Here is a 26,338-nt window from a genome sequence, read left to right as displayed (position 1 = left end):
CATGGGAAGACAAATCGAAATTCGGCAGGCGGGGCGCATCATCGACGTGCCGGATGGCCGAACCATTCTGGAGAGAGCGCTAGAAGAAGGGATCGCATATCCTCATGGATGCCGTTCGGGCCGCTGCGGCTCGTGCAAGTCCCGACTGGTCAGCGGCGAGGTCGATCTTCTGCCGCACACGCGCTTTGCCCTGACGGACGATGAGCGGTCTCAGGGACTGATCCTTGCATGCCGCGCGCAGCCGCTCACGGATTGCACGGTCGCATGGCTCGATGAGGAGGAAGAACAGCTTGATCTTCCCGTCCGCACCTATCGCACGCGGGTTGTCGCGATCGATGACGCAACCCACGACATCCGGCAAATCAGGCTGGAGGTCGAAACGGGAGAGGCCGTCGCGTTCAAGGCGGGCCAGTATGCGCAGGTGACGTTCGATGGCGTTCCGGCGCGCGACTATTCGATGGCGAACCAGCCGGGTCGAGACCATCTCGAATTCCACATCAGGCATGTGCCCGGTGGAGCGACGAGCGAACACGTCGCCAGGTCACTCAAGGTCGGCGACGAGGTTTCGGTTCGCGGGCCGCTCGGCAGTTCGTTTCTGCGCGAACAGCATACGGGTCCAATTCTGGCGGTCGCCGGCGGATCGGGACTGGCGCCGATCAAGTCGATTGTCGAAACGGCGCTGGCAAGCGGCCTGCGGCAGCCGATCCATCTCTATTTCGGGGCACGGACGGAACGTGATCTCTATCTCGTCGATCATTTCAGTCTTCTGGCGAGCACCTACGACAACCTCACCTTCATGCCCGTGCTTTCGGAGGTGAGCCGATCCGATCACTTCCGAACCGGCCTGGTAACGGATGCGATCGTGAGTGACGTGCAGGACCTCAATGGCTGGAAGGCATATATGGCCGGACCGCCTGCCATGATCGATGCTTCCGGCATCATGCTTCGCGAACTGGGCTTGCGCGGCGAGGACATACATGCGGACGTGTTTTTTACGCCCGAAGAAGCGCCTACATAAGTCGAAGAAAGGAACCAGCGATGAACATCGGTAAAGCAGCGGCGGCATCAGGCGTCTCGGCGAAGATGATCCGCTACTACGAATCGATCGGATTGATCGCGGAAGCGTCGCGGACGGATAGCGGATACCGGGATTACTCCGATAAGGACGTGCATACGTTGCGTTTTATCAGGCGTGCGCGCGATCTCGGTTTCTCGGTCGAGAAAATGACGGAACTGCTTGCGCTCTGGCGAGACCGAGACCGGGCGAGCGCGGACGTCAAGCGCGTGGCGCTCGAGCATGTCGAAGAACTTGAACGGAAGGCGCGTGAACTCAGGGAGATGAGCATGACGCTCAAGCACCTTGCCGAGAACTGCCGGGGCAATGCCCGGCCGGACTGCCCGATCATCGATGAGTTGGCGACGACTGATGACCCTGAGACCAGCCCCACACACACCCGCGATCGTTCCGGCGCGACAGGGAACAGGTTCGAGCACACGAGGCCCGTCGTGTCGGCGAAGGCGGAAAGAAGCGGTCACGGTGCCAGGGAGCAATAGCCATGACGCTTGCCGGCGAAATCCTGCACCTGTTCAAACGGGCATGTTCGGACGGCGACATGGAAGTTGCCGAGAAGCTATTGCAGGCTCTTGAACTGATTGATGCGCGAGGGCTCGGCGTCGCAGCTTCGCACAAGCCGTTGTCTCAAGCTTATCTGGCTATCGGAGAACTTCCTGTGCCTCCGAAAAAATGTCAGCGGCATCACTAGGACATCATCCGTTCAATGAGGCCCAAGGATGGATGAGCCGGAAACGGGACGGGTCAATGCCGACTTCGCAGGTCAACAACTGCCCGCGTAGGCGGGACTCCGAAACTCAGCGGCGGCGGGAGACCTCCTCCTGATATCCGCGCTCTCGTTCCGGCCAAGTACTCTTAATAAAAGCGAGGACAGCCCGGATCTCGCCGTCGCTCAGGGCATCGGCAAAACCAGGCATGTCGCTCTCATAGCTCCCTCCGACGATGGCCGCTGTACCCTCCTTGACGATGCGGAACAGCATCTCATCGGCATGGTGCCAGGTGTGGCCGCTCTCGTCGTGCGGCGGTGCGGGCAGCCGACCGGAGGGAGGCGGCGAGCGCCAGTCCGGCTGCCCTTCGAGATTCGCACCGTGGCAAGACGCGCATTGATCCGCATAGACTTGTCGGCCCTGCTCGACGACCTCCGCTGATGCCGCAGCGATGGATTCGGAACGGGCGTAATGCCACCCAGCCAATGTCGCCACGATCGCACCTGCGAGGAGCGACCCTGCCCAGAATGTATTTAGGAGCTTCTTTCGCATGGCACGCATGTTCAGTAACGAGGAATTGCAACGCACGAGATGGCAAGGAGGATTTGCCAGTGGTGCGACACCATTTGCAATAGACATTCCGGTGAGTAGTACCTATCGTTCCAGTATGTTTGCGCGCGTTGTCTCCATGCTTGCCATAATCGGCGTCGCCGTCATGACGATGGCATTCTCCGCGCACGCGGCACGAATGAGCATACCGCCGGAACAGGCTGTGCATGTGGGCGAGATTACAAACTCTGCAGCCGGCATTGAGCCTGCATGCACCAGCAAACACTGCGGATCGGCAGACATGGATGCGGGAACCTGTGAACTGGTTTGTGCAGGTTTTTCAATCTTTCTCGTATCACCGAGCGGTGGTTCTGGAAACCAATACACGTCAACCGCCTATGTTCTGCCGCCTGATGCCAGCATTCCCGGTCGGGCGCTCGGACTGAACGAACGCCCTCCGAAGATCCGTCTCCTCTGATCGCGCCCGGGCATTCGGCCCGCGGCCTTCCGACAGCTTTGAGGAACGGGACTGCGGTCCCGAGGAGACGACCATGAATACCCTTTCACGACGCGGCTTTCTCGCCGCTGGCGCGGCCATGCTGGCCTACGCTCAGGTGCCCCGGATGGCGGCAGCGCAGGACGCCACGCCGCTATCGCTTCGCGCCGCCAGCCGCACGCTCGACATCGACGGACGCGCCGCCACTGTCTGGGGCCTTGCCGGGCCATCCGGACAGGGCCTGACACTCGATCCCGGCATGCCGTTCCGGGTGGATCTAACGAACGAACTCGACACCGCCACACTGATCCACTGGCACGGCCAGATCCCGCCCAATGCGCAGGATGGCGTGCCCGACATGCCCTTGCCGATGCTCGCCCCCGGCGAGACTCGCGCCTATGACTTCGCACCGCTGCCCGGCACCTATTGGATGCACGCGCATGTTCCGCTGCACGAGATGCGCCTTCTGGCCGCGCCCCTGATCGTGCGCAGCGCCGAGGATGTCGCCGCTGACCGGCAGGAGGTGGTACTGTTTCTGCATGATTTCTCATTCAAGGCACCCGAAGAGGTGATGGCGGAGATCAAGTCCGGCCATGGTGCCACGGGCAATCACGGAAGCGGCACAGGCACAGGCACGGGCGGAATGTCAGGTATGAACCACGGCGCGATGGGAAACATGCCGATGACTGGCATGGATCACGGCGCCAAGGGCGGCATGATGGGAATGGGGACCATGGACGGCATGACGATGGACCTCAACGACTACGACTGGGACGCCTATCTTGCCAATGATCGTACGCTCTCGGACCCGGAAGTGGTGCAGGTCGAGCGCGGCGGGCGTATCCGCCTGCGGGTCATCAACGCCGCTGCGGCGACGGTGTTCTGGCTCGACACCGGCGAAGCGCAGGCCCGGCTCGTCGCGGTTGATGGCCATGCCGTTCAGCCGCTCTCCGGCACGAGGTTCGGTCTGGCCATGGGCCAACGGCTCGACCTTGAGATCGACCTGCCTTCGGAGGGCGGTGCCTGGCCGATCCTCGCGCTGCGAGAAGGCGCGCGGGAGCGCACCGGTCTGATCCTTGCCACTCCGGGCGCCGAGATACGGCACATTGATGCTTTGGCAGAGACCGAAGCACCGGCCTTTGACACCGACCTTGCGCAGGAGACGCGCCTGATCGCTTCCGAATCCTTGCCGGAGCGGCCGGTGGACCGCAGCCACATGGTGATGCTGGGCGGCTCGATGCAGCCCTATGTGTGGACGATCAACGGTGCCGTCTGGGGCCAGCATCGCCCGGTTACCGCGAGGCGCGGCGAACGGATCGTGCTGTCCTTCCACAATATGTCGATGATGGGTCACCCGATGCATCTCCACGGCCATGTGTTCCAGGTCGTCGGGCTGAATGGACGTGCGGTCACGGGCGCGCAGCGGGACACGGTGTATGTGCCGCCGATGTCGATGGTCGACGTGGCACTCGATGCCGGAGAAGCCGCGCGCTGGATGCTGCATTGCCATCACATGCCGCATCTTGAAACAGGCATGATGACCGAATTCGCGGTCAGCGCATAGGCAGCGTGCTGGCAGGAGGACGCCGGCACCGGCGTCCTCCTGTGCAACAAGGAGGTGAACCCTATGTCAATGTCTCACGGCGGTCATGCCGGCCACATGCCGGCGAGTGGTGATCGCAAAGCGCTCGTCATTTCGGGCTGGCTTACCGGCCTTTACTTCATCGTGGAACTCGGGATCGGCATCTGGACGGGCTCAGTCGCCGTCATGTCGGATGCCTTCCACACCTTCTCGGCCGTGGGCGGCGTGCTCATTGCGCTGGTCGCCATGCGTCTGGGTGAGCGAAAATCCAGCCCCTCGCGCACCTTCGGCTACATTCGGGCGGAGATCCTGGGGGCCCTCTTCAACGGCCTCTTCCTCGTCGCCATGGCTCTCTACGCGCTGTGGATGGGCGCGATGCGCCTCATGGAGCCCATCGAACTGGCCACGACGCCGATGTTGATCGCCGCAGCGGGCGGCATCGCCACCGAGCTTGTCGCGCTCTGGCTCATGTACGAGCGCCAGAAGGACAACCTGAATATGCGGGGTGCGTATTGGCACATCCTGCAGACCTTCGTCGGCAGCTTCCTCATCATCGTCTCGGCGCTGGTGATCCGATTCACGGGCTTTGTGGCCATCGATCCGCTGCTTGGCATGGCCTTCGGACTGCTGCTGCTCTGGGCTTCCTGGGGTATTATGCGCGAGGCATTGCACATCCTGCTGCAAGGCACGCCCGAAGACCTCGACTTGGAGGCCGCCATCGAGGCCATACGGCAGCTAGAGGGGGTTACCGACGTGCACCACGTCCATGCCTGGAGTCTGACATCCGGGCGCAATGTATTCTCAAGCCACGTCTGCGTTGGGGACTTTCAGGAAGGCGAACGGGTGCTGCGACAAGCAAGCAATCTCCTGCGCGAGCGTTTCAACATCTACTTCTCGACGTTGCAGATCGAGGAATACTGCCTCGACGGCGAGGACTCTGCGGCCGAGATTGACATCATGCAGTCTCAGACGGGGCAAGAACGGACCAGCATCGGAAAGATCCACGACAATCACTGATTGGCAGGAACCCCGGATTCCGATCATCTCTTGACCTTCCAACGGTTGGAAGGCGCAGAATAGGCGAAGAGCAAGCTTAGGATAAGACGCCGAGGAGGCGTGAAAATGGCCAGCAAGACCGAACACGATCACCAGAATCAGAGTCACGCTCATTCCGCCCAAGGTCATGCGCATGATCACGGGGCCGTCGCGCAGGACGACACGCACAAGGTCAAGGACCCGGTCTGCGGCATGATTGTCGATCCCCACACGGCCCAGCACAAGGCCGAGCATGCGGGCCGGCCCTATTATTTCTGCTCGGCCGGGTGCCGCGCGAAGTTCCTGGCCGAGCCCGAAAGCTATCTCGATCCGGCGGCGGCGGAGGTAGTACCGATTCTCGAGGGGACGGTCTATACCTGCCCGATGCATCCTGAGATCCGGCAGGACGGCCCCGGATCATGCCCGATCTGCGGCATGGCGCTGGAGCCGGTACTGGTCAGCCTTGAGGCCGAGCCCAATGTCGAACTGATCGACATGACACGCCGCTTCTGGATCGGCCTCGTTCTGGCGATCCCGGTGTTCATTCTCGAGATGGGCGGGCATCTGTTCGGGCTGACTCATGCCATCGGGCAGCAGGTCTCGAACTGGCTGCAACTGATCCTCGCAACGCCGGTCGTTCTCTGGGCGGGCTGGCCGTTCTTCCAGCGTGGCTGGCAGTCGCTCGTCAACCGCAGCCTCAACATGTTTACACTGATCGCCATGGGCACGGGAACGGCGTGGATATACAGCGTCGTCGCCACGCTGGCGCCGGGCATCTTCCCAGATGCATTCCGCCAGCATGACGGCTCGGTCGCGGTCTATTTCGAGGCGGCCGCGGTCATCACTGTGCTCGTGCTGCTCGGGCAGGTGTTGGAATTGCGGGCGCGCGAGAGCACCAGCGGCGCGATCCGGGCGCTGCTCGACCTCGCCCCCAAGACCGCCCGGATCATTCGTGACGACGGCACCGAGGAGGAGGTTCAACTCGACACCGTTCGGGTCGGCGACCGCCTGCGGGTGCGTCCCGGCGAGAAGGTGCCGGTCGATGGCGAAGTTCTGGAAGGACGCAGCGCCGTCGATGAATCGATGGTGACTGGCGAGTCGATGCCGGTCACCAAGGAGGTCGGCGCCACCGCCATCGGCGGCACCATGAACCAGTCCGGCGCGCTGGTGATCGAGGCGAAGAAGGTCGGCCGCGACACCATGCTGTCGCAGATCGTCCAGCTCGTCGCCGAGGCGCAGCGTAGTCGCGCGCCGATCCAGCGCCTCGCCGATCAGGTGTCGGGCTGGTTCGTGCCGGCGGTGATCGTGGTCGCAATCCTTGCCTTCATAACCTGGTCGATCTGGGGTCCGGAGCCGCGCTTCTCCTTCGGTCTGATCGCGGCGGTTTCCGTGCTGATCATCGCCTGTCCCTGTGCGCTCGGGCTGGCAACGCCGATGTCGATCATGGTCGGCGTCGGGCGTGGCGCACAGGCGGGCGTGCTGATCAAGAACGCCGAGGCGCTGGAGCATATGGAGAAGGTCGATACCATCATAGTCGACAAGACCGGTACGCTGACCGAGGGACGACCCGCCGTCACCGCAATCGTGCCGGCGCCGGGGTTCACCGAGGACGAGGCTTTGCGGCTTGCCGCCAGCGTGGAGCGGGCCAGCGAGCATCCGCTGGCGCTGGCCATCGTTCGCGCTGCCGAGGAGCGGGGGATCGTGACCGCACCGGTCGCGGATTTCGACTCGCCGACCGGCAAAGGCGCCTACGGCACGGTCGAAGGCAAGCGCATTCCCCTTGGAAATGCCAAGTTCCTAGCCGAGCAAGGCGTTGATGTCGCCCCACTGGCGGATGAGGCCGACCGGCTGCGCGAGGACGGGGCAACCGCGATCTTCATGGGAGTGGACAACCGCATCGCTGCCATCTTCGCCATCGCCGATCCGGTCAAGCCCTCGACGCCCGAGGCGCTTGCCGCGCTGAAGGCGCAGGGAATCCGCGTTGTCATGCTTACGGGTGATAACTGGACCACGGCCAAGGCGGTCGCCCGCCGGCTCGGCATCGACGAGGTCGAGGCCGAGGTCCTGCCCGACCAGAAAAGCGCGGTCGTGCAGCGTCACAAGGCGGCAGGCGAGGTGGTGGCGATGGCAGGCGACGGCGTGAACGACGCACCGGCGCTGGCGGCGGCCGATGTGGGCATCGCCATGGGCACCGGTACCGATGTGGCAATGGAAAGCGCAGGCGTCACATTGCTCAAGGGCGATCTCACGGGCATCGTCCGCGCGCGCCGGCTCTCGGAGGCTGTCATGCGCAACATCCGCCAGAACCTATTCTTCGCCTTCATTTACAACGCGCTCGGCGTGCCGGTGGCGGCCGGGGTGCTCTACCCGTTCTTCGACATCCTGCTGTCGCCGATCATCGCGGCCGCCGCCATGGCGCTGTCGTCGGTGAGCGTCATCGCGAACGCCTCCCGGCTGCGGGTCACGAGATTGTAGGAGGCTGACGTGGGCGAAGGTCCTCCATCTGGAAAAATTGGTGACGATGGTGGCGCCAACAGCCCGGATACCGTCCCATCCTTGCGCTAAGTCAAAGTCTGCGGCGAAGGGGGCCGCTATGAGTATCTTTGCGACGGAAGGGCAGAACAGGCCATGATGCAATGTCATGATGTCGGGCGGGATGATGTGGGGCATCGTTCTTCTGGTGCTCGTGCTCCTTACCGCCGCCGCTTTGATCAAATACGTATTTTTCCGGTGATCCAGCTTTGACGAAGTTGCGGCCCAGATGGAGGAACTGAGATGCAAACCATCCATATGATCAGCAGGCGCTCCTTCCTCGCCAGCGCCACCGCGTTCCCCCTCCTGCTCTCAACGGCGGGAACGGTTCGCTCGGCAGGACTGCCTCTGGTGACCGTCACCAAGGATACGAATTGCGGGTGCTGCGGCGCATGGGTCGAGCATATCGAGGCGGCCGGCTTCCCGGTGAGCGTCGTGGAATCGAGCGAGGTCGAAAGCCTCAAGCAGCGGCTCGGCGTCCCGGCGGCGTTGTACTCCTGCCATACGGCCGAAGTGGACGGCTATGTCATCGAAGGACATGTGCCGGCCGCCGCGCTTCGCCGCCTCCTGGCCGCGCGCCCGCTCGCGACAGGGCTTGCGGTTCCCGGAATGCCCGCCGGCTCCCCCGGCATGGACTTTCCCGGCGTGGTCCCCGAGCCATACGAGGTGTTCCTGTTCGGCCCTTCCGTCCAGAAAACCTTCGGGCGTTTCCGCGGCGCGCGGGAGATCTGAGTGGAACGGTGCTCATGATCCATCCGGTCGCCATCAGTCCGATCCAGAACCGGGCCTGCGGGGCAGACCCTGCCTTTGTCAGGAGCTCTGGTTGCCTGGGCTCGGATACTGACGGCCGCAAGGATGTCATCTGGTGCGTGGCAACTCTCCATCCCGACCTCGACAAAGAAGCCAAGCCATGAGCAGGAGCTCGACTGCGGCTTTCGGATCGAAAGGCGACTGGCTCCGCCAGTTCCTGACAGGCCTGCTGCTGCTTGCGTTCAGCGCTTTTGTTTTCCTGGCAGCGGCGCATGCCAGCCCGGGCACACACGGCTCGTATCAGGATCAGACCGTTGCGGGTGCACAGCATGAGGCCCATTCGAATTACTCCGACGACCGAAGCAAGGCTGCGGACGAACGATGCTGTCACACTGAAACGGCGCCGGACCGCGATTGCGGCCAGCTCTGCACCATTGTTGCCCTGCTACCCGAGGCGCCGCCTGTGATGCCATCCTCGGACGGCGAGCCATTGCTCGGTTTCCAGGCCAGCGATCTGGGCCGAAATCCTTCAGTCCTCCTGACACCACCGCGTCTGACCGCCCCTGCGTAGTGAACGCATCGGCCGGGAGGTGTTCTTCTCGGCACTCAAGCAGCAAACAGTCAGACGAAGCCACGGTAGGCGCGCGTCCAGAAATTAGACGCGGCTCTCCGGTGCCAAAGGATGAACCATGACGTACCGAACAATAGTTGCCCTTTCTGCCAGTCTCTTGATGGGAGTCTCCGGCGCTGCTCTGGCGCAGCAGGCAGAGCATGACGCCCATCACCCTCAGACGCCGCAGGCCCAGGAGGAACGGGCCCCTGCCTCCATGTCCCCTTCAGGACAGATGCCTTCGATGCAGGACATGCCGAAGGAATGCCGGGCCATGATGGAGACCATGCCCCAAGCGTGCATGGACGCCATGCAGCAGATGATGCAGGGCGGCATGATGCACGGTGGGATGGCCGCTCCCCAAGGCGGAGAGTCGGCTCCAGCCGACGCCGATGTCGCCGACTTCACCAAGGCCTATGTCGATGCGATGGAGGAGATGCACGGTCCGATGATGGAGGGCGTCATGGCCGAGGACCCGGACGTCGCTTTCATCCGGGGCATGATCCCGCACCATCAGGGTGCGGTCGACATGGCGAAGATCGTGCAGCGATACGGAGATGACCCGCAGACAAGAGAGTGGGCGTCTCAGATCATTGAAGCACAGGAACGTGAGATCGCCGAAATGCAGGCGTGGCTGGACAGGAATGCCGGCCAGCAGCCTGCCGGCTTGGTCGAGACAGGCGGAACCGTGTACTCCGCCAACGAGGGCGACAATTCGATCAGCGCCATCGAACTCGGCACGGGTTCGGTCGAGACGGTGCAGATCGGAGTCTCACCGCACAATGTCGATCGGACACCGGACGGGAGGCTGTTGCTCGCCGTCGGGAGCGCTGCCTCCGATCACGCTCACGGATCGGATGACCAGGGACATGCCGATGCCGGCAACGGGCTTCTGGTGGTGCTCGATCCGCAGCAGCTGTCACAACCCGTCGGCACTGTAGAAGTCGGTGCGCATCCGGCGCATGTCGTCGCCGATCGTAGCGGCCGCGCCTATGTTTCGCTGTCCGGCGGGAACGAGATTGCGGTCGTTGATCTCGCAGCGGCTTCGGTGATCGAGCACATCACGACCGGAGCCTATCCGCACGGGCTGCGCCTCAACCCGGATGAGAGCGAGCTCTATGTGGCCAATGTCGAGGACGGCTCGGTCTCCGTCATCGACACGCAGGAGCTGACCGAGGTTGCGCGCATTCCGGTGGGCGCAGCGCCTGTTCAGGTCGGGTTCACGCCCTCGGGCGATCAGGTCTACGTCTCTCTTCGAGACGAGAACCGGGTGGCCGTCATCGACACCGCATCCCGCGAGGTGACGAACAGGATCGACGTCGGGCCGAACCCGATCCAGATGTTCGCCACCCCGGATGGAGCCTACGTCTATGTGGCCAATCAGGGCACCGAGGCGGAACCGAACGACACGGTCTCCGTGATCGAGATTGAGTCCGGAAACGTGATCGAGACGATCACCACCGGGAGCGGCGCCCACGGCGTCTCGGCATCGGCTGACGGGGCATTCGTGTTCGTAACGAACATTGCCGATGACAGCGTTTCGATCATCGACGTGGCGAGCCAGGAAGTGCTCAAGACCGTGCCGGTCGGCGATCGCCCGAACGGCATAGTCTACGCCGGATCGAACCAGTAAGCAGCGCGGCGCCGGAGCGAAACAGCTCTGGCGCCAGACTTGAGAATTGAGAATAGCTATTGGCGTCGATGAGCAGAGCCGGCGTGCATGACGAACTTCGAGGCAGCACGGCATTGGTTGCAGACATCGGAACTGATCTTGTCGCATATGCCGCCCTTTTCGTAAGCGCGTTCACGTCGGCGACCCTCCTACCAGGGTCGTCCGAGGCAGCGCTCCTGACTCTTCTAACAATGGGACAGGCCAACCTCGTCACCCTAGTGGGCGTCGCAACGGCAGGAAATGTGCTCGGCTCCTTGGTGAACTGGGCGCTGGGCAGGTTCCTCTCAGGGTTTCGAGACCATCGCTGGTTTCCGATTGACGACAGGTCATTTAGCCGTGCATCAGATTGGTACGGACGTTATGGCGTGTGGTCTCTACTCTTGTCCTGGCTGCCGATTATCGGCGATCCGCTGACAGTTGTGGCAGGAGCACTGCGAGTTGACCTTTCTCGTTTTCTCATATTCGTGTCGATCGGCAAAGCGGCACGCTATCTCTTTGTCGCCGGCGCATTTCTCTGGTGGAGCGGTTCTTGAGTGTACTTGCACGTCGAGTCGAGCTGTTGAGAATGGCGGAGACGAAGGGGCGCAGCCGAGCCGCCACCGCGCCCAGAAGCCTCACGCGGCCGCCGACTGGTCCTTGCGTTCGGCCGGATAGCCTGCCTCGGTTAAGGCGGCGGGGAGTACCTGCTCGTCCACCTTCGTGGTGACCGTCACTTCGCGGGTGGGTGGATTGGTGGTGACATCAGCCGCCGGATCGACGCTCAGAAGCGCGTTGTTGACCCGGCGCGCGCAGCCGCCGCAAGTCATGTCGGGAGCAGTGAATCGGAACATGCGAACTCTCCTCTGTTGGGCGTTCACGGACAAATCTGGTCCTTGCCACGTTGGCAAGGTCAAGGGTCAACGAGGAAAAATGATATCGCGGCCAAGGCGGCCTTGACCTTCCCATTGTTGGAAGCCCCATCTGGGGTGCAATGGATCAGGAAGGAAGCATGTCAAGACGAACCTTGTTCCGGCGAATTTGCTGCTAGGACCGTCTGACCGCCGCCCGTTCCTGCCGCGCCAGGCCGCTCGGCCCGTCCGTGAACGACGAATCTGGTCATGTCATGGCCAGCTAGACCACTGATCGCCATTGCCTGATCGGCGCTTCTCGCATGCAAAATGTGGGCGATGTGCAGCTCATCGGCTTATAGATCAAGTTTCAGCGGATTTGGGAAGCAATTTGTTCTTGACCTTCCAGCCGTTGGAAGGATTAGGGGTCTGCGACATCTGAACGCCCCATGAAAAATAACAGGAACTCCGGATGTCTACGCTCTCCCCCCAAACGCCGAAGCCTCCGGTGGCTTCGTCACCTGCAAGCACGACATTGCCGCTGGCCGTCATTGCGACGGCTCAGCTCATGGTGGTGCTTGACGATACCATCGCGAACATCGCCCTGCCGACACTCCAGAACGAACTCGGAATGTCGGCTGCGAGCCTGCCTTGGGTGATCAACGCCTACGTTCTCGCCTTTGGTGGACTGCTGCTGTTCGGCGGCAGGTTGGGCGATATCTATGGCCGGCGGCGCATGCTGCAGGCGGGCATGGCGATCTTCACCATTGCTTCCCTGTTCGTCGGGCTTGCCCAGGACAGCATGAGCATAATCGCGTCACGCGGTCTACAGGGCGTGGGTGCGGCGCTGACGGCCCCCAATGCTCTTGCCTTGATCGCGACGACCTTCCCCGAAGGCAAGGCGCGCAACGGAGCGATGGCCGTTTACGGAGCAATGTCCGGCCTTGGTATCATCGCCGGGCTGATCCTCGGCGGGCTGCTGACGGGGCTGCTGGGCTGGCGCTGGGCCTTCTTCATCAACATTCCCATCGGCCTGGCTGTGCTGGCGGGGTCAAGAACGCTTGTCGAGGCGGAACTGCACAAAGGCCGCCCGGACTTCACCGGCGCGCTCACCAGCATTGTGGGCATGGCCGCGCTCGTCTATGGGATCACCCGTGGCGGCGAACATGGCTGGACGGACAGCATCACGCTCGCCTCGTTCGCTACCGCCGCGATCCTGCTGCCGCTGTTCCTGATCTTGCAGTCGCGCAGCAAAGACCCGCTTCTGCCGCCACGTCTGTTCAAGGAGCGCAACCGGGCGGGTTCCTACCTCGCCATGCTGCTGCTGGGCTTCGGTCCGATGGGGATGATCTATCTGCTGACGCTCTATTTGCAGCACATCCTCGGCTACAGCCCGATCATGACCGCGCTGGCGTTCCTGCCATTCGGTGCGGGTATTATCGTTGGGGCCATTGTCAGTTCCAAGCTTGTCACGCGGTTTGCGCCGCGCGAGGTGGCAGCGCCCGCCGCACTAATAGGCGGCGCTGCCTTGTTCTGGCTCGCCAATATCGGACAGGAACTCAACTATATGTGGCACTTCATGCCCGCGGCCTTCCTCACCGCTTTCGGTTTCGTGGGGGCCGTGATTGCACTGGCGCTGACCGCCGTCAAAGGCGTGCAGACACAGGAGACGGGCATCGCATCGGCGCTCTTCAACGCCTCGCAACAGATCGGCGTCGCCTTGGGGCTGGCCGTCCTTTCGACCATCGCAGTCTCTGCCACGGCTGGCAGGTTGCCGGGTGCACTCGCCGCCCTCTATCGCGGGCGGGAGACGGGTGACGCCGGGCTAGTGAGATCGGCCAGCGATGCGCTGATCCACGGTTATGGTCTTGCGCTTGCGGGAGCTGGAGCTGCCCTCGTGATTGCCGCAGTCATTGCCGCGGTTCTGGTCAACGCTAAGAGGGGACAGGTTTCTACCGGCACGATCGCTGTCCATTGACAGGATAGTCATTAAGCCTACGGCGCGGTTCCGTGGCGCGCTACCCGCCGTAGGCCTTGCGCAGACGCCTGCTTGGACGAATTGCAAGCGGAGCGGTTGACATACAACATATGAACACATATTCATGTGTTGTATGTCAACCGCATGAGCCCTGAAATGTCCCATTCACACAGCCATGGTCATTCTCATGATGACCATTCCCATGATCACTCCCATGCGCCGACCGTCACGAGCGATAATGAGCGCAAGGTCCTTCTCTCGTTCTTCCTGATCCTCACGTTCATGATCGTGGAGGTGATCGGCGGTCTGATCTCAGGATCGCTGGCGCTGCTCGCCGACGCTGGACATATGCTGAGCGACGCGGCTGCGCTGGCGCTAGCTTATGCCGCCTTTCGGTTCGGACGGCGGGCGGCAGACTCCAAGCGGACCTTTGGCTATCTGCGTTTCGAGGTCCTTGCCGGTTTTATCAACGCAATCACGCTATTCGCGATCGTCGTCTGGATTGTCTATGAAGCCTGGCAGCGCTTTCAGGAACCGCATGTTATCCTCGCGGGTCCGATGCTTGGCGTCGCCATTGCGGGGCTCCTCATCAATATTCTCGTGTTCTGGATTCTGACGCGCGGAGATACCGAGCACGTGAACATCAAGGGTGCCATCCTTCATGTGTTGGGCGACCTCCTCGGCTCTGTGGCAGCGGTTTCAGCCGCCATCGTGATCATGTACACGGGTTGGACGCTGATCGATCCTATCCTCTCGGTGTTTGTCTCCCTGCTGATCCTGCGCGCCGCGTGGAATCTCCTCGGCAAGTCGATACATATCCTGCTTGAAGGTGCGCCAGATAACGCGACGCCCGAGAAGATCGAACGCCATCTTGTCGAGAACATCGCTGGCGTGGCGTCGGTGAGCCACATCCATGTCTGGTCGATCACGTCCGGGCGGACCTTGGCCACCCTACATGTGCGGCCGAAAGCCGATGTCGATGCTCGCTCGGTGATGCGCGCGGTCGAGCGTGAGTTGAAGTCACAGTTTAAGATCGAACATCCGACCATCGCCATCGACTGGAATGACGATGCGGACGCGTGCAGCCTGTCGCAAGCCTCTGCCTTGACGGGGCACGCGCATGGGGATCGACACGACCATGATGGGCATCACCACAACCATGGGCCTGAGCATGTCCACAGCAAGCAGGAGCATGAACGTTGAAGCAAGCCCCGTCCCTGTCGCAGAACGACGTAACCGTACTGGCAGAGACTTTTCGCCTGCTGGGCGATCCTACACGGCTGAGAATTCTGCTCTTTTGCCTGCCGGGTCCAAAGTCCGTCGGCGACATTGTTGAGAGCCTGGGACTGTCGCAGACACTGGTTAGCCACCATTTACGCCTGCTCAGAGGTGCACGGCTCGTCAGGGGGGAGCGTCGGTCAAAGCAGGTTTTCTACGAAGTGGCAGACAGTCACGTGAGCGACATGCTGATCGACATGGCAACCCACATCGACGAGGAGCACTTTGATGACTGACAAACAAGGCTTCTTGGCGATGTGATGCCTGTACCGCTGAAGAGCGGGCCGCTAATGCGTTCGTTGAAGCAGGCAGCAGCACTTATCGCCGACACGGCAATCTTCACGCTGCGGTTAAGACCGGGACTTAAGCAATTTCGGTCTTGACCTTCCAATGGTTGGAGGCTGCACGATCTTGCTTGATACCCGTTTCGTCAATGCAAGGCGGCAGAAATGAAGGACCAAGCGAAGAACCGTTCGTCCGTCGACAAATTATTCGGCTCGCTGATCGCGGAAGGGTACGTTTATGCAGATGATGCCGCGGACCTCGATGATGGTGCCGACATACGGATTCGTTTGGGCTTTCTCCAGACATTGATGTTGGCGACCAGAAGCAAGGTGGCCGCATAATGCGGAAAGGGGTCAAGTGTTCGGATAAAGTCGAGCTTCGCCATCTCCGCTATTTCGTGGCTGTGGTCGAGCATGGCAGCTTTCGCAAAGCAGGAGCTGCGGTTGGACGGTCGCAAGCTGCAATCAGTCGGTCCATTGCCAAGCTGGAAGACGAGATTGGCGCCTCCTTGTTTCACCGGCATACATGGGGCGTATCGCAAACCTATGCCGGCCAGCGATTCCTCGTACACGCCCGCAGGGTCATCAGGACTGTTGGAGAAGGCGCTCGAGAGGTTGCCTCCGCAGGTCGTTCTGAAAAGGGACGTGTCCGGATCGGTATTTATTCCTCGATCGCTTCCGGCTTTTTGGCGGAGTTGCTGGAAGTTTACGGCAGGCGACATAGCGCGGTGAGAATCGAAGTGGCTGACGGGAACCCCGCAGAGCATGTCGCAGCGATCCGGCAACTCAATCTCGACGTCGCCTTCATCACTGGAACACGAGACTGGCCGGATTGCGAACGCGTCCTCTTGTGGTCGGAGCGTGTGTTCGTGGTCTTGCCTGACCATCATGCCTTAGCCAACAGGGAGGAAGTCGTATGGCGCGATCTGGCCGACGAGTCCTTTATCGTCAGCGAGACTGCTCCGGGACAGGAAATTTACGATCATCTGGTGCGGCGGCTGGCGGATCTCGGCAGGCATCCCGAGATCCAGGTGCAATATGTCGGTCGGGATAATCTGGTGCCGCTTGTCGCCCTCGGCCGAGGGCTGACTTTGGTGAGCGAAGCCATCACCGTCGCACAATTTCCGGGTGTGGTTTACCGACCGATCCTCGGCGAGGTTCTGCCCTTTTCGGCCGTCTGGTCGGCGAGCAACGACAATCCCGCCTTCCGTCGCTTTCTCAGTCTGGCGAAAGCAATGGCCGTCAGACCTGCGACTTCGGAGACAGGACGGAGCGCCGTGCTTTCGTGAACCCCCTGTCAGTGGCGATAAAGCGCTCCAACATTGGCACGATCAGCCTGACAGGATCAGCGGCGGGTTGGCCGGTCTCGCGGGCCAGCACCTCGGCATAGGTCGCAAGATCGCGATGAAGCGGCCCCGGCAGCTCTACCGTAACCTTGACGGGCTTGTCCTCGACGATGGGACCGAGTTTCAGTTTTGTCATGCTCAACCTCCTGCGGGCTCGAATACCAGGTCGCGGGTCACAATAATCCTGACCGGAAAGCCGGGCCGGATGGTGAGCGTCGGCGCGACCTGCAATTGGCGCTGGACGATCTGCTGCCCGGCCTGATTGACGGTATCCTGTGCGCCGTCGCGAATGGCGCGGATCAACCGGTCCTCGTCGCTGGTCGCCAGCTCTGTACCGACCGCGAGCAGTGTGGAAAGCCCTGCCGCTTTCATCAGATCCCACCAGTGATAATCGACGCCATCCTCAAGCCCGGCGTAACCGGAAGCGTCCGCGCCCGGCAGGCGCTCCAGAACGATGGAGCGGCCGCCCGGCAGGATCAGGCGATTCCACACCAGCAGGACGCGGCGCTGGCCGAAGGTCACGCCGTCATCATATTGGCCGATGATGCGCGTTCCCTGCGGGATCAGAAGCAGCGAGCCGGTCGGGCTGTCATAGACGTTTTCGGTGACCTGCGCGGTGATCTGGCCCGGCAGATCGGAGCGGATTCCGGTGATGAGTGCGGCCGGAATGACGGCTCCAGCCTGAAGGATGTAGGGCGATGCCGGCGGCGTGACGCGATCTGGCGCAACCGTCTGTCGGTCGACCGGGCTATTGAGGAAAGCCGCGTGCCTGTTCTGCCCTGTGCCGTCCGGCTGCAAGCCTATCCCGGCTATTCCTGGCATGGCCGTTCCCGCTGTCCCGCCAGAACGCGACCCGGACTGGAAGAACACGTTGCTCAAGCGCGCGGCCTCTTCCTCGGCGCGGCGGCGCTCCTCTTCGGGATCGACGGCTGGTGTGGTGATTGCCGGAGGCGCGACTGGCTGCCCCCGGTTCTGCGCGTCGAGGATCGGACGGCCAAGGTCGCCCGGCAATGCCGGTCCCAGGACGGGGCCGGTATAGTCGCGCGGCAGACCGGCGAGGCCGTCAGCCGTGGGTCGGTTTTCGGTCGAATAGAGTTCGCCGCCACCCGGCCCCGCATCGCGGGTCTGGAGCGCATAGATCAAGGTTCCGGCGATGCCGAGAAGCGCGACCGCGCCAACGCTTGCCAGCAACTTTCGGGACAGGCGGGTGACACGAGGCGGCTCGGCGCGCAGGCGCATGGGGGCGGCGGTATCGGTATCGCTCATGACGACGATCCTCCCGTGGTCGTGCTGGCTGGTTCTGCTGCGGCCTGCGTCGGGTTGATGCGGACGATCCTGACCACTTGCTGCCGATCGCCGCTGCCAAGGCGCAGTTCGGCCGCACCGAACAGGCGGTCCACGATCAGGACATTCTGGTGGACACGGCTGTTGACGATCTGCGTTTCTCCGTCCGACCCGATGACGAACAAAGGCGGCATTTCGCCCTGCACGATGCCGCGCGAGAAAATGACATAGACGCGGCGGCCATCGTCGAAGACGGAGAGCGGCCGCCATGGCGGGCTGTCGCCCCGCACCTGCAATCCGTAGCGATAGTTCCGCGCCGCCTCGGCGGGGATGATGGGCGCGGCGGGCGTGGTGGCACGGCTTCCCGCCGGCGCCGCGGGATAGGCCCATGCGACGGAAGGCATGTAGAGCGATTCCCGCGCGCGCAGCTCGATCATGTAGGTGCGCCGGTCGGTGGTCACGACAAGGTTGGTGGAAATGTCCGGGCGTGTCGGCTTCACGAGGATGTGGACGCGGCGGTTCGCGCCCGAACCGGATTCGGTGTCGCCAATGATCCATCGTGTCGTATCCCCGGCCGCAATAGGTCCCGCGCCGGTCAGGCTTTCGCCCGGCGCCAGCGCGATATTTGTGATCTGGCCGGGGGCCGCATAGACCTGATAGAGCGCGCCTTCGCTCCACGGATAAATCTGGATGGCGTTGTAATAGCCCTCACGGCGAGGTTCGACACGGGCGGCGGCATTGGCGTTTTCGACACGGCCGTCCGGAGTGCTGGCAGCAGTTCCGCCCCGCGCGACCGTCCAGGCCGGCGGCGTGTGAAGCGGCCGGGGCCGGTCGTCGGTGGCGACCGTCTGCACGGTGGGCAGCGGCGGCACGTCGGCGTCATAGTTGAATTGCGGCGTCCGGTTGGTCGCGCAGCCGGCCAACATGGTCGCGGAAAGCAGCAAAGCCGCGAAAGCGGGTTTACGGAAAACCGGAAAACCGGCTCTACGGAAAGTCGTGCGGGTCATTGGCTCATCTCCCGCGACCACGAAATTGCGTTGATGTAGATTCCCAGCGGATTGGCGCGTAATCGTTCGGCATCGCGCGGGGGCTGGATCACGACAGTCAGGATCGCGGTCCATCGCTCGGTCGTGGAAAGCTGGCCGTTCTCGAAATGGCGTTCGGTCCAGGCGACGCGGAAACTGTCCGGCGAAGCCCGGATGACGCTCGACACCTCGACGGCGATCTGCTGGCGGCCGACCTTGGTGAAGGGATCGTTGGCCCGCGCATAATCGTTCAAGGCCGCCGCGCCCCGGTCGGTGGTGAACTCGTAAGCCCGAAGCCAGTTCTGCCGGACGATGATCGCGTCCGCCGGGATCGCGCGGACCTGCTCGATGAAGCGGCCGAGATGGAAGGCGATCTGCGGATCGGTCGGGCGATAATCGGCGTTCGCGGGCGCGACAGCCTGCGCCTGACCGAGATTGTCCACCTGCACCACCCAGGGCACGACGGTTCCACGCGCCGATTGCCAGACGAGCGCGGCGGCAAAGCCGGCCGAGAGGATCAGACAGCCGAACGCCATATAGCGCCAGTTCTTCGCCTGCACGCGGGCCGAGCCGATGCGTTCGTCCCAGACCTGTGCGGCTTTTTGATAGGGAGTCTCGGGTTCCGGCACCTTGCCGTAATGGGTCGTCGGTCGTTTGAAGATGTTCATGTGCGGTCACTTTCGGAAAGGCTGACGGAGGAGCCGCCGCCGTGGCTGTCGCCGGATCGGACAGCATGAGCAGCAGCCGTGACGCCGTGGCTCATGGCCCGGCCACGCCGCATCTGCTGCGCCCAGGCCGGCGGCCCATCAGGGGTTGAGGGGGTTGACGGCGCAGGCGACGAATCTCTGCCGACGGTGCCCATGGTCGACGTGCCGCCGGATGCCGCGAATCCGGCTTTCGCACCATCGGAATAGCTGGATTTCAGGCTGTCGCTGGCGCGGGAGGCGGCGCGCTTGAGTGGTGAAACGGCGGCGGAGGCTCCGGCGCGCGCCACACCGCCAAGGCCGGAGGCGACCCCGGCCGTGCCGGACCCGCCCAAGGAGCCGAGGGTATAGGCGGACGAAGCCGCACCGGCGGCCGAGGCACCGCCGCGGGCAAGTGCTGCCCCGCCCGAGAGTGCGGCTGCGCCACCCCGCGCCGCGAGCATGGTCGCGCCACCGGCTGCGATCGCAGCGCCGCCAACCGCAAGGCCAGTCCCGACGGCGGCGCCGGCACTGAGTTGCGGGCCTCCGGAGACGAGGCCGGTGGCGATGCCGGGGCCGAAGATGCCGAGGCCGAGAAGGGAAAGGGCTGCCAGCACGATCGCCATGGCGTCGTCGATTGTCGGGGTCGCACCGCCGAAGCCTGCGGTAAACTGGCCGAAGAGCGTGGAGCCGATGCCGATGATGACGGCGAGGACCAGCACCTTGATACCGCTGGAGATCACATTGCCCAGCACCCGCTCGGCCATGAAGGCGGTCTTGCCGAACAGGCCGAATGGAATCAGCACGAAGCCGGCCAGCGTGGTCAGCTTGAACTCGATCAGCGTGACGAAAAGCTGGATTGCCAGGATGAAAAAGGCCAGCACCACCAGCGCCCAGGCGAACAACAGGCACGCGATCTGGATGAAGTTCTCGAAGAAGGCGATCCAGCCCATCAGGTCCGAAATAGATTCCAGCAGCGGGCGACCGGCGTCCAGCCCGGTTTGGGCAACGCGGCCGGGGCGCAGCAGATCGGCAACCGAGAAGCCAGTGCCGGACGCCATGAGCCCGAGCCCGGCGAAGCTCTCGAAGACGATCCGTGCGAGATTGTTCCAGTTGCTGATGAGATAGGCGAAGACGCCGACGAACAGCGTCTTTTTCACCAACCGCGCAATGATGTCGCCGTCGGCGCCCCAGGCCCAGAACAGTGCGGCGAGCGTCACGTCGATGACGATCAGCGTCGTGGCGATAAACGCCACCTCGCCGCCGAGCAGGCCGAAGCCGGAGTCGATATAGCTGGTGAAGATGCCGAGAAAATTATCGATGACCCCCGTTCCGCCCATGGCTCACGGTCTCCCGTTCTGTGCGGGGGTCGCTGGCGCGGGTGTCTTGCCGAGGAAGCGATCGCGGGTCTCGGCCCAGGTTCGGAGGCAGTCGGCATCATTGGCCGCCGCCTCGCCCAATGCCTGGCAACGCCGCTGTTCCAGACGCAGCGGATCGGTGGCGGGCTGAAGCGCTGGGACGGAAGGTGCTGGCGCGGGGCCTTCCTCACGCGACATCTCGATGATCGCCGCCGTGATGGCCACGGCCACGAACACAATGGCCGCGATCCGGGCCAGCACCTTCCCCTCCATACTCCGCCTCCTTTCCTCAGTTGAACATTCGCGCGTTGCCGGGCTGATAGCCTGACCCCGGCGTCAGGAAACGCTCGCGCTGAATGCGTCCCTGTTCGGCTGCCGTGGCGCGTTCGGCCTCGGTCAAGGCATTCGCCCGGCCATTGGCCGAGATGACAGCGATCAGGTCCGAAAGCTGCTGCGACTGGAGGGCGAGAAGCTGGTTGCCAGCCTGGGTCGCCTGAAGCGCGCCGGTCGCCCCCTGGCTTTGGCCGACAAGCTCCGACATTTGCGTGCGATTGCTGTCGATATTGCCGACGACGCCGGCCTGGACGCGCATGGCGTCCTGCAGGCCGCCGACGGTGTTTTCCCAGCGCGAGCGCGCATCGGCGATCATCTGGGTGTCGGTCGCGGTCAAAGACAGCTTGCCGTAGTCCTGCTGGAACATCTGATCGATGTTCTGAACGTCGAACGCAATGTTCTGGGCCTGCCCGAGAAGCTGCTGGGTCCGCTGGACGTTCTGCTGAAGCGCCTGAAGCGAGCTGTGAGGCAGGCTCGCGAGATTGCGGGCCTGGTTGATCAGCATCTGCGCCTCGTTCTGAAGCGAGGTGATCTGGTTGTTGATCTGCTCCAGCGTACGGGCGGCGGTCAGCAGATTCTCCGCGTGGTTGGTCGGATCATAGACGATCCGGCCGAACCCGCCGAAGAAGGCATGGGCCGGGGTGATGAAGTCCGGCGCGAGCGCCAGCGGCGCGGCAAGCGAAAGGGCGAGCGCCGAAGCGCTGGCCATGCGGGAAATCCGGGTCTTTGTGCGCGTCATGGGGTACTTTCCTCTTCTTCCAGGGTGAGCTCGAACGCGTCCTCATCGAAAATGACGGACGGCAGATCCTCGCTTTCGGTCGCGAGATTGCTGAGGTCCGGGATCAGTTCTGCGGCCCATTCGACGCCACGCGCCTTGAGCCAGGCGGCGAGGAACCCGTCGCGGCCATGCTCGGTGAGGATTTCGCTGATCAGGGCCTGATCGGATTTGGCCGATGCGGCGCAAAGCGCCAGCCCGACTTCCGACAATCCGAGGTCAAACAGGCGGTTGCCGCGCCGCGACTGGCAGTAGTAGTCCCGCTTGGGCGTGGCCCGTGCGAGGATCTCGATCTGCCTGTCATTGAGGCCGAAACGGCGATAGATCGCGGTGATCTGGGGTTCGATGGCGCGCTCGTTGGGCAGCAACAGCCGCGTTGGGCAGCTTTCGATGATCGCCGGCGCGATGGCTGAATTGTCGATGTCGGACAGTGACTGCGTGGCGAAGATGACGCTGGCGTTCTTCTTTCGCAGGGTTTTGAGCCATTCCCTGAGTTGGTCCGCGAAGCCTTCGTCGTCGAGCGCCAGCCAGCCCTCGTCGATGATCAGCAGCGTGGGCCACCCGTCTAGCCGGTCGCCGATGCGGTGGAAGAGATAAGAGAGGACCGCGGGCGCCGCGCCGGTCCCGACAAGGCCCTCGATTTCGAATGCCTGCACGTCTGCTGAACCAAGATGTTCGGTCTCCGCATCGAGCAGCCGGCCATAGGGACCACCGACGCAATAGGCGCGGAGCGCCTGTTTCAGATCATTCGACTGGAGCAGCACGGCGAGGCCGGTGATGGTGCGTTCCCCGACCGGGGCGGAGGCGAGCGAGGTCAGGGCCGTCCAGATGTGCTCCTTCACCTCCGGGGTGATCTGGATGTTCTCGCGCGTCAGGATCGCCACGATCCAGTCGGCGGCCCAGGCGCGTTCGGCCGTCTCGTGAATGCGCGCCAGAGGTTGCAGCGAGACGGATGTTTCGGAAGCGTCGGTCAGCTCGCCACCAAGATCGTGCCAGTCACCTTGCATCGCGAGGGCGCAGGCCCGGATCGAGCCGCCGAAATCGAAGGCAAAGACCTGTGAGCGCGCGTAGCGCCGGAACTGCAAGGCCATTAGCGCCAGCAGCACCGATTTGCCGGCACCCGTCGGCCCGACGACAAGCGTATGGCCGACATCGCCGACATGGAGGGAAAACCGGAACGGGGTCGATCCTTCGGTCCTGCCATACAGCAGCGGGGGCGCGCCGAAGTGATCGTCCCGTTCCGGTCCCGCCCACACGGCGGACGAAGGGACCATGTGGGCAAGGTTGAGCGTCGAGACCGGCGGTTGCCGGACATTCGCATAGGCATGTCCGGGCAAGCTGCCGAGCCAGGCGTCGACGGCGTTGACCGTTTCGACCATGACGCTGAAATCGCGGGACTGGATGATCTTCTCGACCAGCCGCAGCTTTTCGTCGGCGCGGCGGGCGTCCTCGTCCCAAACGGTGACGGTCGCCGTGACATAGGCCATGCCCGCCATGTCGGCGCCAAGTTCCTGCAGGGCCATGTCGGCATCGGCCGCCTTGTTGGCGGCGTCGGTGTCGACGAGCGCGGATTGCTCGTTGGTCATCACCTCTTTCAGGATGGCGGCAATCGACTTGCGCTTGGCGAACCACTGGCGCCTGATCTTCGTCAGCAGCCGGGTCGCATCGGTCTTGTCCATGAGGATGGCGCGGGTCGACCAGCGATAGGGAAAGGCCAACCGGTTCATTTCGTCGAGCAGGCCGGGGGTGGTGGTTGCCGGAAAGCCGGTGATCGTCAGCACCCGGAGATGCTGATTGCCCAGGCGCGGCTCCAGCCCGCCGGTCAGCGGCTGATCGGCCAGCAGCGCATCGAGATAGGTCGGGGTTTCGGGCACGCGGACGCGATGCCGGTTGATCGAAATCGTCGAATGCAGGTAAGTCAGCGTCCCGGCGTCATCGAGCCAGCGGCATTCCGGCATAAAACCGTCGAGCAGCGCCAGCACGCGGTCGGTGCGGTCGGCAAAGCCGCGCACCAGTTCCCAAGGGTTCACGCTCGACGTTTCGCGGCCCTCGTAAAGCCAGGACTCGGAGCGGGCGGCATCCTCGGCGGGCGGAAGCCAGAGGAAGGTCAGGAAATAGCCAGAGACGAAATGGCTGCCTTTCTCCTCGAAATCGGCCTTGCGCTCGGCATCGACCAGCGCCGATGCGGGATCGGGGAAGCGGCTCGCCGGATAGGTGGCGGCTTCCGACCGCTGTGCTTCGACGAAGATCGCCCAGCCGGAGCCGAGGCGACGGAAGGCATTGTTAAGGCGGCCAGCGACCGCGACCAGCTCGGCCGCGACGGCGGAATCCAGATCGGGACCGCGAAACTTCGCGGTGCGCTGGAACGAGCCGTCCTTGTTGAGGACAACGCCGAAGCCGACCAGCGCTACCCAGGGAAGGTAATCGGCGAGGCGGGATGCGGTACGGCGGTATTCGGCGAGATTCATCATGGGCTTCCTCACACCGAAAGATGACCGGGGATGCGGAGGTGGCGGCGCGCGACCTCGACGAAGAGCGGATCGCGCTTGGCGGCCCAGACGGCGGCGATGTGACCGACGGCCCAGATCAGGATGCCGGCCAGCCAGAGCTGGAGGCCGAGGCCCACGGCTCCGGCCAGCGTGCCATTGAGGATCGCGACGGAGCGTGGCGCTCCGCCAAGCAGGATCGGTTCGGTCAGGGCGCGGTGAACCGGCACACTGAATCCCGGAACCGCGTCGAGCGCCTCGAAACTCACCGCCATCAGACCAGCGCTCCGCCGCCGAAGCTGAAGAACGAGAGGAAGAAGCTGGACGCCGCGAAGGCGATGGAGATACCGAAGACGATCTGGATGAGGCGACGGAAGCCGCCGCCGGTATCGCCGAATGCGAGCGTCAGGCCGGTGACGATGATGATGATCACTGCCACGATCTTGGCCACCGGGCCTTCGACGGATTCAAGGATGGATTGCAGCGGCGCTTCCCAGGGCATGGAGGAGCCAGACGCTTGGGCGGGGGCAGTCATCAGGCTCGCCCAGGTGAAGGCGGCGGCGGTCGCCAGATGATGACGGATACGAACGGCGCAACGGATCATGCAGGTTCTCCTGGAACGTGAGGGATTGAGGTGTCGGGAAAAGCGAGGGAAATCCGGTAATCGCCGTCGGGGCCGAGCCCTTCGACGCAGGCAAGTTCGGCCAGCCGGCGCGCGGAGCCGCGGCCAGCGAGGACGGCCACGAGGTCGATGGTCTCCGCGATCATCGCGCGCGGCACAGTGACGACGGCTTCCTGGATGAGTTGTTCGAGGCGGCGCAGGGCGCCGATGCCGGAACCAGCATGGATGGTGCCGATGCCGCCCGGATGGCCGGTGCCCCAGGCTTTGAGGAGATCGAGCGCCTCGGCGCCGCGCACCTCACCGATCGGAATGCGGTCCGGACGCAGGCGCAGCGAAGACCGCACCAGTTCCGACAAGGTGGCGACACCATCCTTGGTGCGCATCGCCACGAGATTCGACGCTGCGCATTGCAGTTCGCGGGTGTCCTCGATGATGACGACCCGATCCTGCGTCTTCGCCACCTCGGCGAGCAGCGCATTGGTCAGCGTCGTTTTACCGGTGGACGTGCCGCCTGCGACAAGGATGTTGGCGCGGGACGCGACGGCCGCGCGGAGCGTTTCCGCCTGATCGGCGGACATGATGCCGGCGGCCACATAGTCGTCTAGCGTGAATACTGCGACCGCGGGCTTGCGGATGGCGAAGGCGGGTGCGGACACGACCGGCGGCAGCAACCCCTCGAAGCGCTCGCCGGTTTCGGGCAGTTCGGCCGAGACGCGCGGGCTGCGCGCATGGACTTCGACGCCGACATGGTGGGCGACCAGCCGCACGATGCGCTCACCGTCAGCGGCGGACAGTATTTCGCCCGTATCGGCCAACCCTTCGGACAGCCGGTCCACCCAGATGCGTCCGTCCGGGTTCAGCATGACCTCGACGACAGACGGGTCTTGCAGCAGGGTTGAGATGGCAGGCCCGAGCGCTGTCCGGAGCATGCGCGCGCCGCGGTCCACATTTGCCTGTTTGTGGTTGATGCCTGGCATCTCGTCCCCGTTCCACCGGGGAGGCGAGAGACGATCCCCGGATGGGGATCACTAAAAGAGACACAAAACAGGTCGTT

Annotated in this window: 29 protein-coding genes; 16 read left to right on the top strand and 13 right to left on the bottom strand. The window is 63.3% G+C overall.

Translation table 11 applies throughout. The annotated features are described in order from the left end of the window. Position 1 precedes the first annotated feature (1 nt). From CHEJ32_RS0114330 to CHEJ32_RS0114320, 3 genes are read left to right on the top strand one after another with little or no spacing between them, the layout of a single operon-like run. Positions 2–1,018 (top strand): 2Fe-2S iron-sulfur cluster-binding protein, encoded by a 1,017-nt coding sequence (locus tag CHEJ32_RS0114330; RefSeq protein ID WP_012092681.1) that lies wholly within the window; start codon positions 2–4, stop codon positions 1,016–1,018. A gap of 20 nt (positions 1,019–1,038) precedes the next feature. Beyond that, the gene (gene cueR, locus CHEJ32_RS24890; protein ID WP_012092680.1) at positions 1,039–1,554 is read left to right on the top strand and encodes a Cu(I)-responsive transcriptional regulator; all 516 of its coding nucleotides are present in this window, start codon (positions 1,039–1,041) and stop codon (positions 1,552–1,554) included. 2 nt (positions 1,555–1,556) lie between these two features. Next, positions 1,557–1,763, top strand: coding sequence for a hypothetical protein (locus tag CHEJ32_RS0114320; protein WP_028034408.1), 207 nt, complete (start codon positions 1,557–1,559; stop codon positions 1,761–1,763). Between the two features lie 106 nt (positions 1,764–1,869). Here CHEJ32_RS0114320 and CHEJ32_RS0114315 read toward each other — a convergent pair whose 3' ends face one another. Beyond that, positions 1,870–2,331 (bottom strand): cytochrome c, encoded by a 462-nt coding sequence (locus tag CHEJ32_RS0114315; RefSeq protein WP_028034407.1) that lies wholly within the window; start codon positions 2,329–2,331, stop codon positions 1,870–1,872. Here CHEJ32_RS0114315 and CHEJ32_RS0114310 point away from each other — a divergent pair. The 8 genes from CHEJ32_RS0114310 to CHEJ32_RS0114265 all read left to right on the top strand — a co-directional run bounded on the left by CHEJ32_RS0114310 (position 2,330) and on the right by CHEJ32_RS0114265 (position 11,538). After that, positions 2,330–2,806, top strand: coding sequence for a hypothetical protein (locus tag CHEJ32_RS0114310; RefSeq protein WP_197057541.1), 477 nt, complete (start codon positions 2,330–2,332; stop codon positions 2,804–2,806). The two genes, CHEJ32_RS0114315 and CHEJ32_RS0114310, sit on opposite strands and share 2 nt — an antisense overlap. 73 nt (positions 2,807–2,879) lie before the next feature. Further along, complete coding sequence (locus CHEJ32_RS0114305) at positions 2,880–4,388, top strand: multicopper oxidase family protein (RefSeq protein WP_012092678.1); 1,509 nt, start codon at positions 2,880–2,882, stop codon at positions 4,386–4,388. 63 nt (positions 4,389–4,451) lie between these two features. After that, positions 4,452–5,423 (top strand): cation diffusion facilitator family transporter, encoded by a 972-nt coding sequence (locus tag CHEJ32_RS0114300; protein WP_028034405.1) that lies wholly within the window; start codon positions 4,452–4,454, stop codon positions 5,421–5,423. A 105-nt stretch (positions 5,424–5,528) separates the two neighbouring features. After that, positions 5,529–7,916: a heavy metal translocating P-type ATPase gene (locus CHEJ32_RS0114295; protein ID WP_012092676.1), complete on the top strand. Its 2,388-nt coding sequence runs from the start codon at positions 5,529–5,531 to the stop codon at positions 7,914–7,916. A 300-nt stretch (positions 7,917–8,216) separates the two neighbouring features. Next, positions 8,217–8,705 carry a DUF411 domain-containing protein gene (locus tag CHEJ32_RS0114285; protein ID WP_012092675.1) on the top strand — a complete coding sequence of 163 codons (489 nt, stop codon included), beginning with the start codon at positions 8,217–8,219 and terminating at the stop codon, positions 8,703–8,705. A 178-nt stretch (positions 8,706–8,883) separates the two neighbouring features. Then, positions 8,884–9,294, top strand: coding sequence for a hypothetical protein (locus tag CHEJ32_RS0114275; RefSeq protein ID WP_028034404.1), 411 nt, complete (start codon positions 8,884–8,886; stop codon positions 9,292–9,294). Between the two features lie 118 nt (positions 9,295–9,412). Continuing rightward, positions 9,413–10,966: a DUF305 domain-containing protein gene (locus CHEJ32_RS0114270; RefSeq protein WP_012092673.1), complete on the top strand. Its 1,554-nt coding sequence runs from the start codon at positions 9,413–9,415 to the stop codon at positions 10,964–10,966. A gap of 68 nt (positions 10,967–11,034) precedes the next feature. Beyond that, entirely contained in the window at positions 11,035–11,538 is a 504-nt protein-coding gene (locus CHEJ32_RS0114265; protein ID WP_012092672.1) for a YqaA family protein, read from the top strand. Positions 11,539–11,619: 81 nt separating this feature from the next. Here CHEJ32_RS0114265 and CHEJ32_RS0114260 read toward each other — a convergent pair whose 3' ends face one another. Beyond that, positions 11,620–11,835, bottom strand: a complete 216-nt coding sequence (locus tag CHEJ32_RS0114260) for a heavy-metal-associated domain-containing protein (protein WP_012092671.1) — start codon at positions 11,833–11,835, stop codon at positions 11,620–11,622. Positions 11,836–12,304: 469 nt separating this feature from the next. On the opposite strand from CHEJ32_RS0114260, the gene CHEJ32_RS27755 reads away from it, so the two are divergent. The 5 genes from CHEJ32_RS27755 (at position 12,305) to CHEJ32_RS0114235 (ending at position 16,661) form a co-directional block, all read left to right on the top strand. Further along, on the top strand, positions 12,305–13,810 hold the full coding sequence (locus CHEJ32_RS27755) for an MFS transporter (RefSeq protein ID WP_012092670.1): 1,506 nt from the start codon (positions 12,305–12,307) through the stop codon (positions 13,808–13,810). A gap of 156 nt (positions 13,811–13,966) precedes the next feature. Further along, positions 13,967–15,013, top strand: a complete 1,047-nt coding sequence (locus CHEJ32_RS0114250; protein ID WP_034658511.1) for a cation diffusion facilitator family transporter — start codon at positions 13,967–13,969, stop codon at positions 15,011–15,013. Further along, positions 15,010–15,324, top strand: coding sequence for a metalloregulator ArsR/SmtB family transcription factor (locus tag CHEJ32_RS0114245; protein ID WP_012092668.1), 315 nt, complete (start codon positions 15,010–15,012; stop codon positions 15,322–15,324). Before CHEJ32_RS0114250 ends, CHEJ32_RS0114245 begins: the two co-directional genes overlap by 4 nt. Positions 15,325–15,537: 213 nt before the next feature. Next, complete coding sequence (locus CHEJ32_RS27170; RefSeq protein WP_012092667.1) at positions 15,538–15,714, top strand: hypothetical protein; 177 nt, start codon at positions 15,538–15,540, stop codon at positions 15,712–15,714. Next, entirely contained in the window at positions 15,714–16,661 is a 948-nt protein-coding gene (locus CHEJ32_RS0114235; RefSeq protein ID WP_012092666.1) for a LysR family transcriptional regulator, read from the top strand. The genes CHEJ32_RS27170 and CHEJ32_RS0114235 overlap by 1 nt, the downstream gene beginning before the upstream one ends. Here CHEJ32_RS0114235 and CHEJ32_RS0114230 read toward each other — a convergent pair. Genes CHEJ32_RS0114230 through trbB form a run of 11 tightly spaced genes read right to left on the bottom strand, consistent with a single transcriptional unit; the run spans position 16,615 to position 26,261 of the window. Beyond that, complete coding sequence (locus CHEJ32_RS0114230) at positions 16,615–16,854, bottom strand: DUF2274 domain-containing protein (RefSeq protein ID WP_012092665.1); 240 nt, start codon at positions 16,852–16,854, stop codon at positions 16,615–16,617. The two genes, CHEJ32_RS0114235 and CHEJ32_RS0114230, sit on opposite strands and share 47 nt — an antisense overlap. A gap of 2 nt (positions 16,855–16,856) precedes the next feature. Then, on the bottom strand, positions 16,857–17,984 hold the full coding sequence (locus tag CHEJ32_RS0114225) for a TrbI/VirB10 family protein (RefSeq protein ID WP_012092664.1): 1,128 nt from the start codon (positions 17,982–17,984) through the stop codon (positions 16,857–16,859). Beyond that, on the bottom strand, positions 17,981–19,009 hold the full coding sequence (gene trbG / locus CHEJ32_RS0114220; RefSeq protein ID WP_012092663.1) for a P-type conjugative transfer protein TrbG: 1,029 nt from the start codon (positions 19,007–19,009) through the stop codon (positions 17,981–17,983). Before trbG ends, CHEJ32_RS0114225 begins: the two co-directional genes overlap by 4 nt. Further along, positions 19,006–19,695 (bottom strand): conjugal transfer protein TrbF, encoded by a 690-nt coding sequence (gene trbF, locus CHEJ32_RS0114215; protein ID WP_012092662.1) that lies wholly within the window; start codon positions 19,693–19,695, stop codon positions 19,006–19,008. The genes trbG and trbF overlap by 4 nt, the downstream gene beginning before the upstream one ends. Continuing rightward, positions 19,692–21,050, bottom strand: a complete 1,359-nt coding sequence (gene trbL, locus CHEJ32_RS0114210; RefSeq protein WP_012092661.1) for a P-type conjugative transfer protein TrbL — start codon at positions 21,048–21,050, stop codon at positions 19,692–19,694. Before trbL ends, trbF begins: the two co-directional genes overlap by 4 nt. A gap of 3 nt (positions 21,051–21,053) precedes the next feature. Then, positions 21,054–21,341 carry a putative entry exclusion protein TrbK-alt gene (gene trbK-alt / locus CHEJ32_RS0114205; protein WP_012092660.1) on the bottom strand — a complete coding sequence of 96 codons (288 nt, stop codon included), beginning with the start codon at positions 21,339–21,341 and terminating at the stop codon, positions 21,054–21,056. Positions 21,342–21,357: 16 nt separating this feature from the next. Beyond that, the gene (gene trbJ / locus CHEJ32_RS0114200; RefSeq protein ID WP_012092659.1) at positions 21,358–22,140 is read right to left on the bottom strand and encodes a P-type conjugative transfer protein TrbJ; all 783 of its coding nucleotides are present in this window, start codon (positions 22,138–22,140) and stop codon (positions 21,358–21,360) included. Beyond that, a complete protein-coding gene (gene trbE, locus CHEJ32_RS0114195) occupies positions 22,137–24,647 on the bottom strand; it encodes a conjugal transfer protein TrbE (RefSeq protein ID WP_012092658.1) in 2,511 nt (836 codons plus the stop codon). Before trbE ends, trbJ begins: the two co-directional genes overlap by 4 nt. Positions 24,648–24,655: 8 nt before the next feature. After that, positions 24,656–24,937: a VirB3 family type IV secretion system protein gene (locus CHEJ32_RS0114190; protein WP_012092657.1), complete on the bottom strand. Its 282-nt coding sequence runs from the start codon at positions 24,935–24,937 to the stop codon at positions 24,656–24,658. After that, entirely contained in the window at positions 24,937–25,266 is a 330-nt protein-coding gene (locus CHEJ32_RS0114185) for a TrbC/VirB2 family protein (RefSeq protein ID WP_012092656.1), read from the bottom strand. The genes CHEJ32_RS0114190 and CHEJ32_RS0114185 overlap by 1 nt, the downstream gene beginning before the upstream one ends. After that, complete coding sequence (gene trbB, locus CHEJ32_RS0114180; protein ID WP_012092655.1) at positions 25,263–26,261, bottom strand: P-type conjugative transfer ATPase TrbB; 999 nt, start codon at positions 26,259–26,261, stop codon at positions 25,263–25,265. The genes CHEJ32_RS0114185 and trbB overlap by 4 nt, the downstream gene beginning before the upstream one ends. Positions 26,262–26,338: the final 77 nt, after the last annotated feature.

The organism is Chelativorans sp. J32 (assembly GCF_000518985.1).
In the GTDB taxonomy this organism is placed as follows: Bacteria; Pseudomonadota; Alphaproteobacteria; order Rhizobiales; family Rhizobiaceae; genus Chelativorans.
This window is presented reverse-complemented; position numbering and strand designations above follow the sequence as displayed.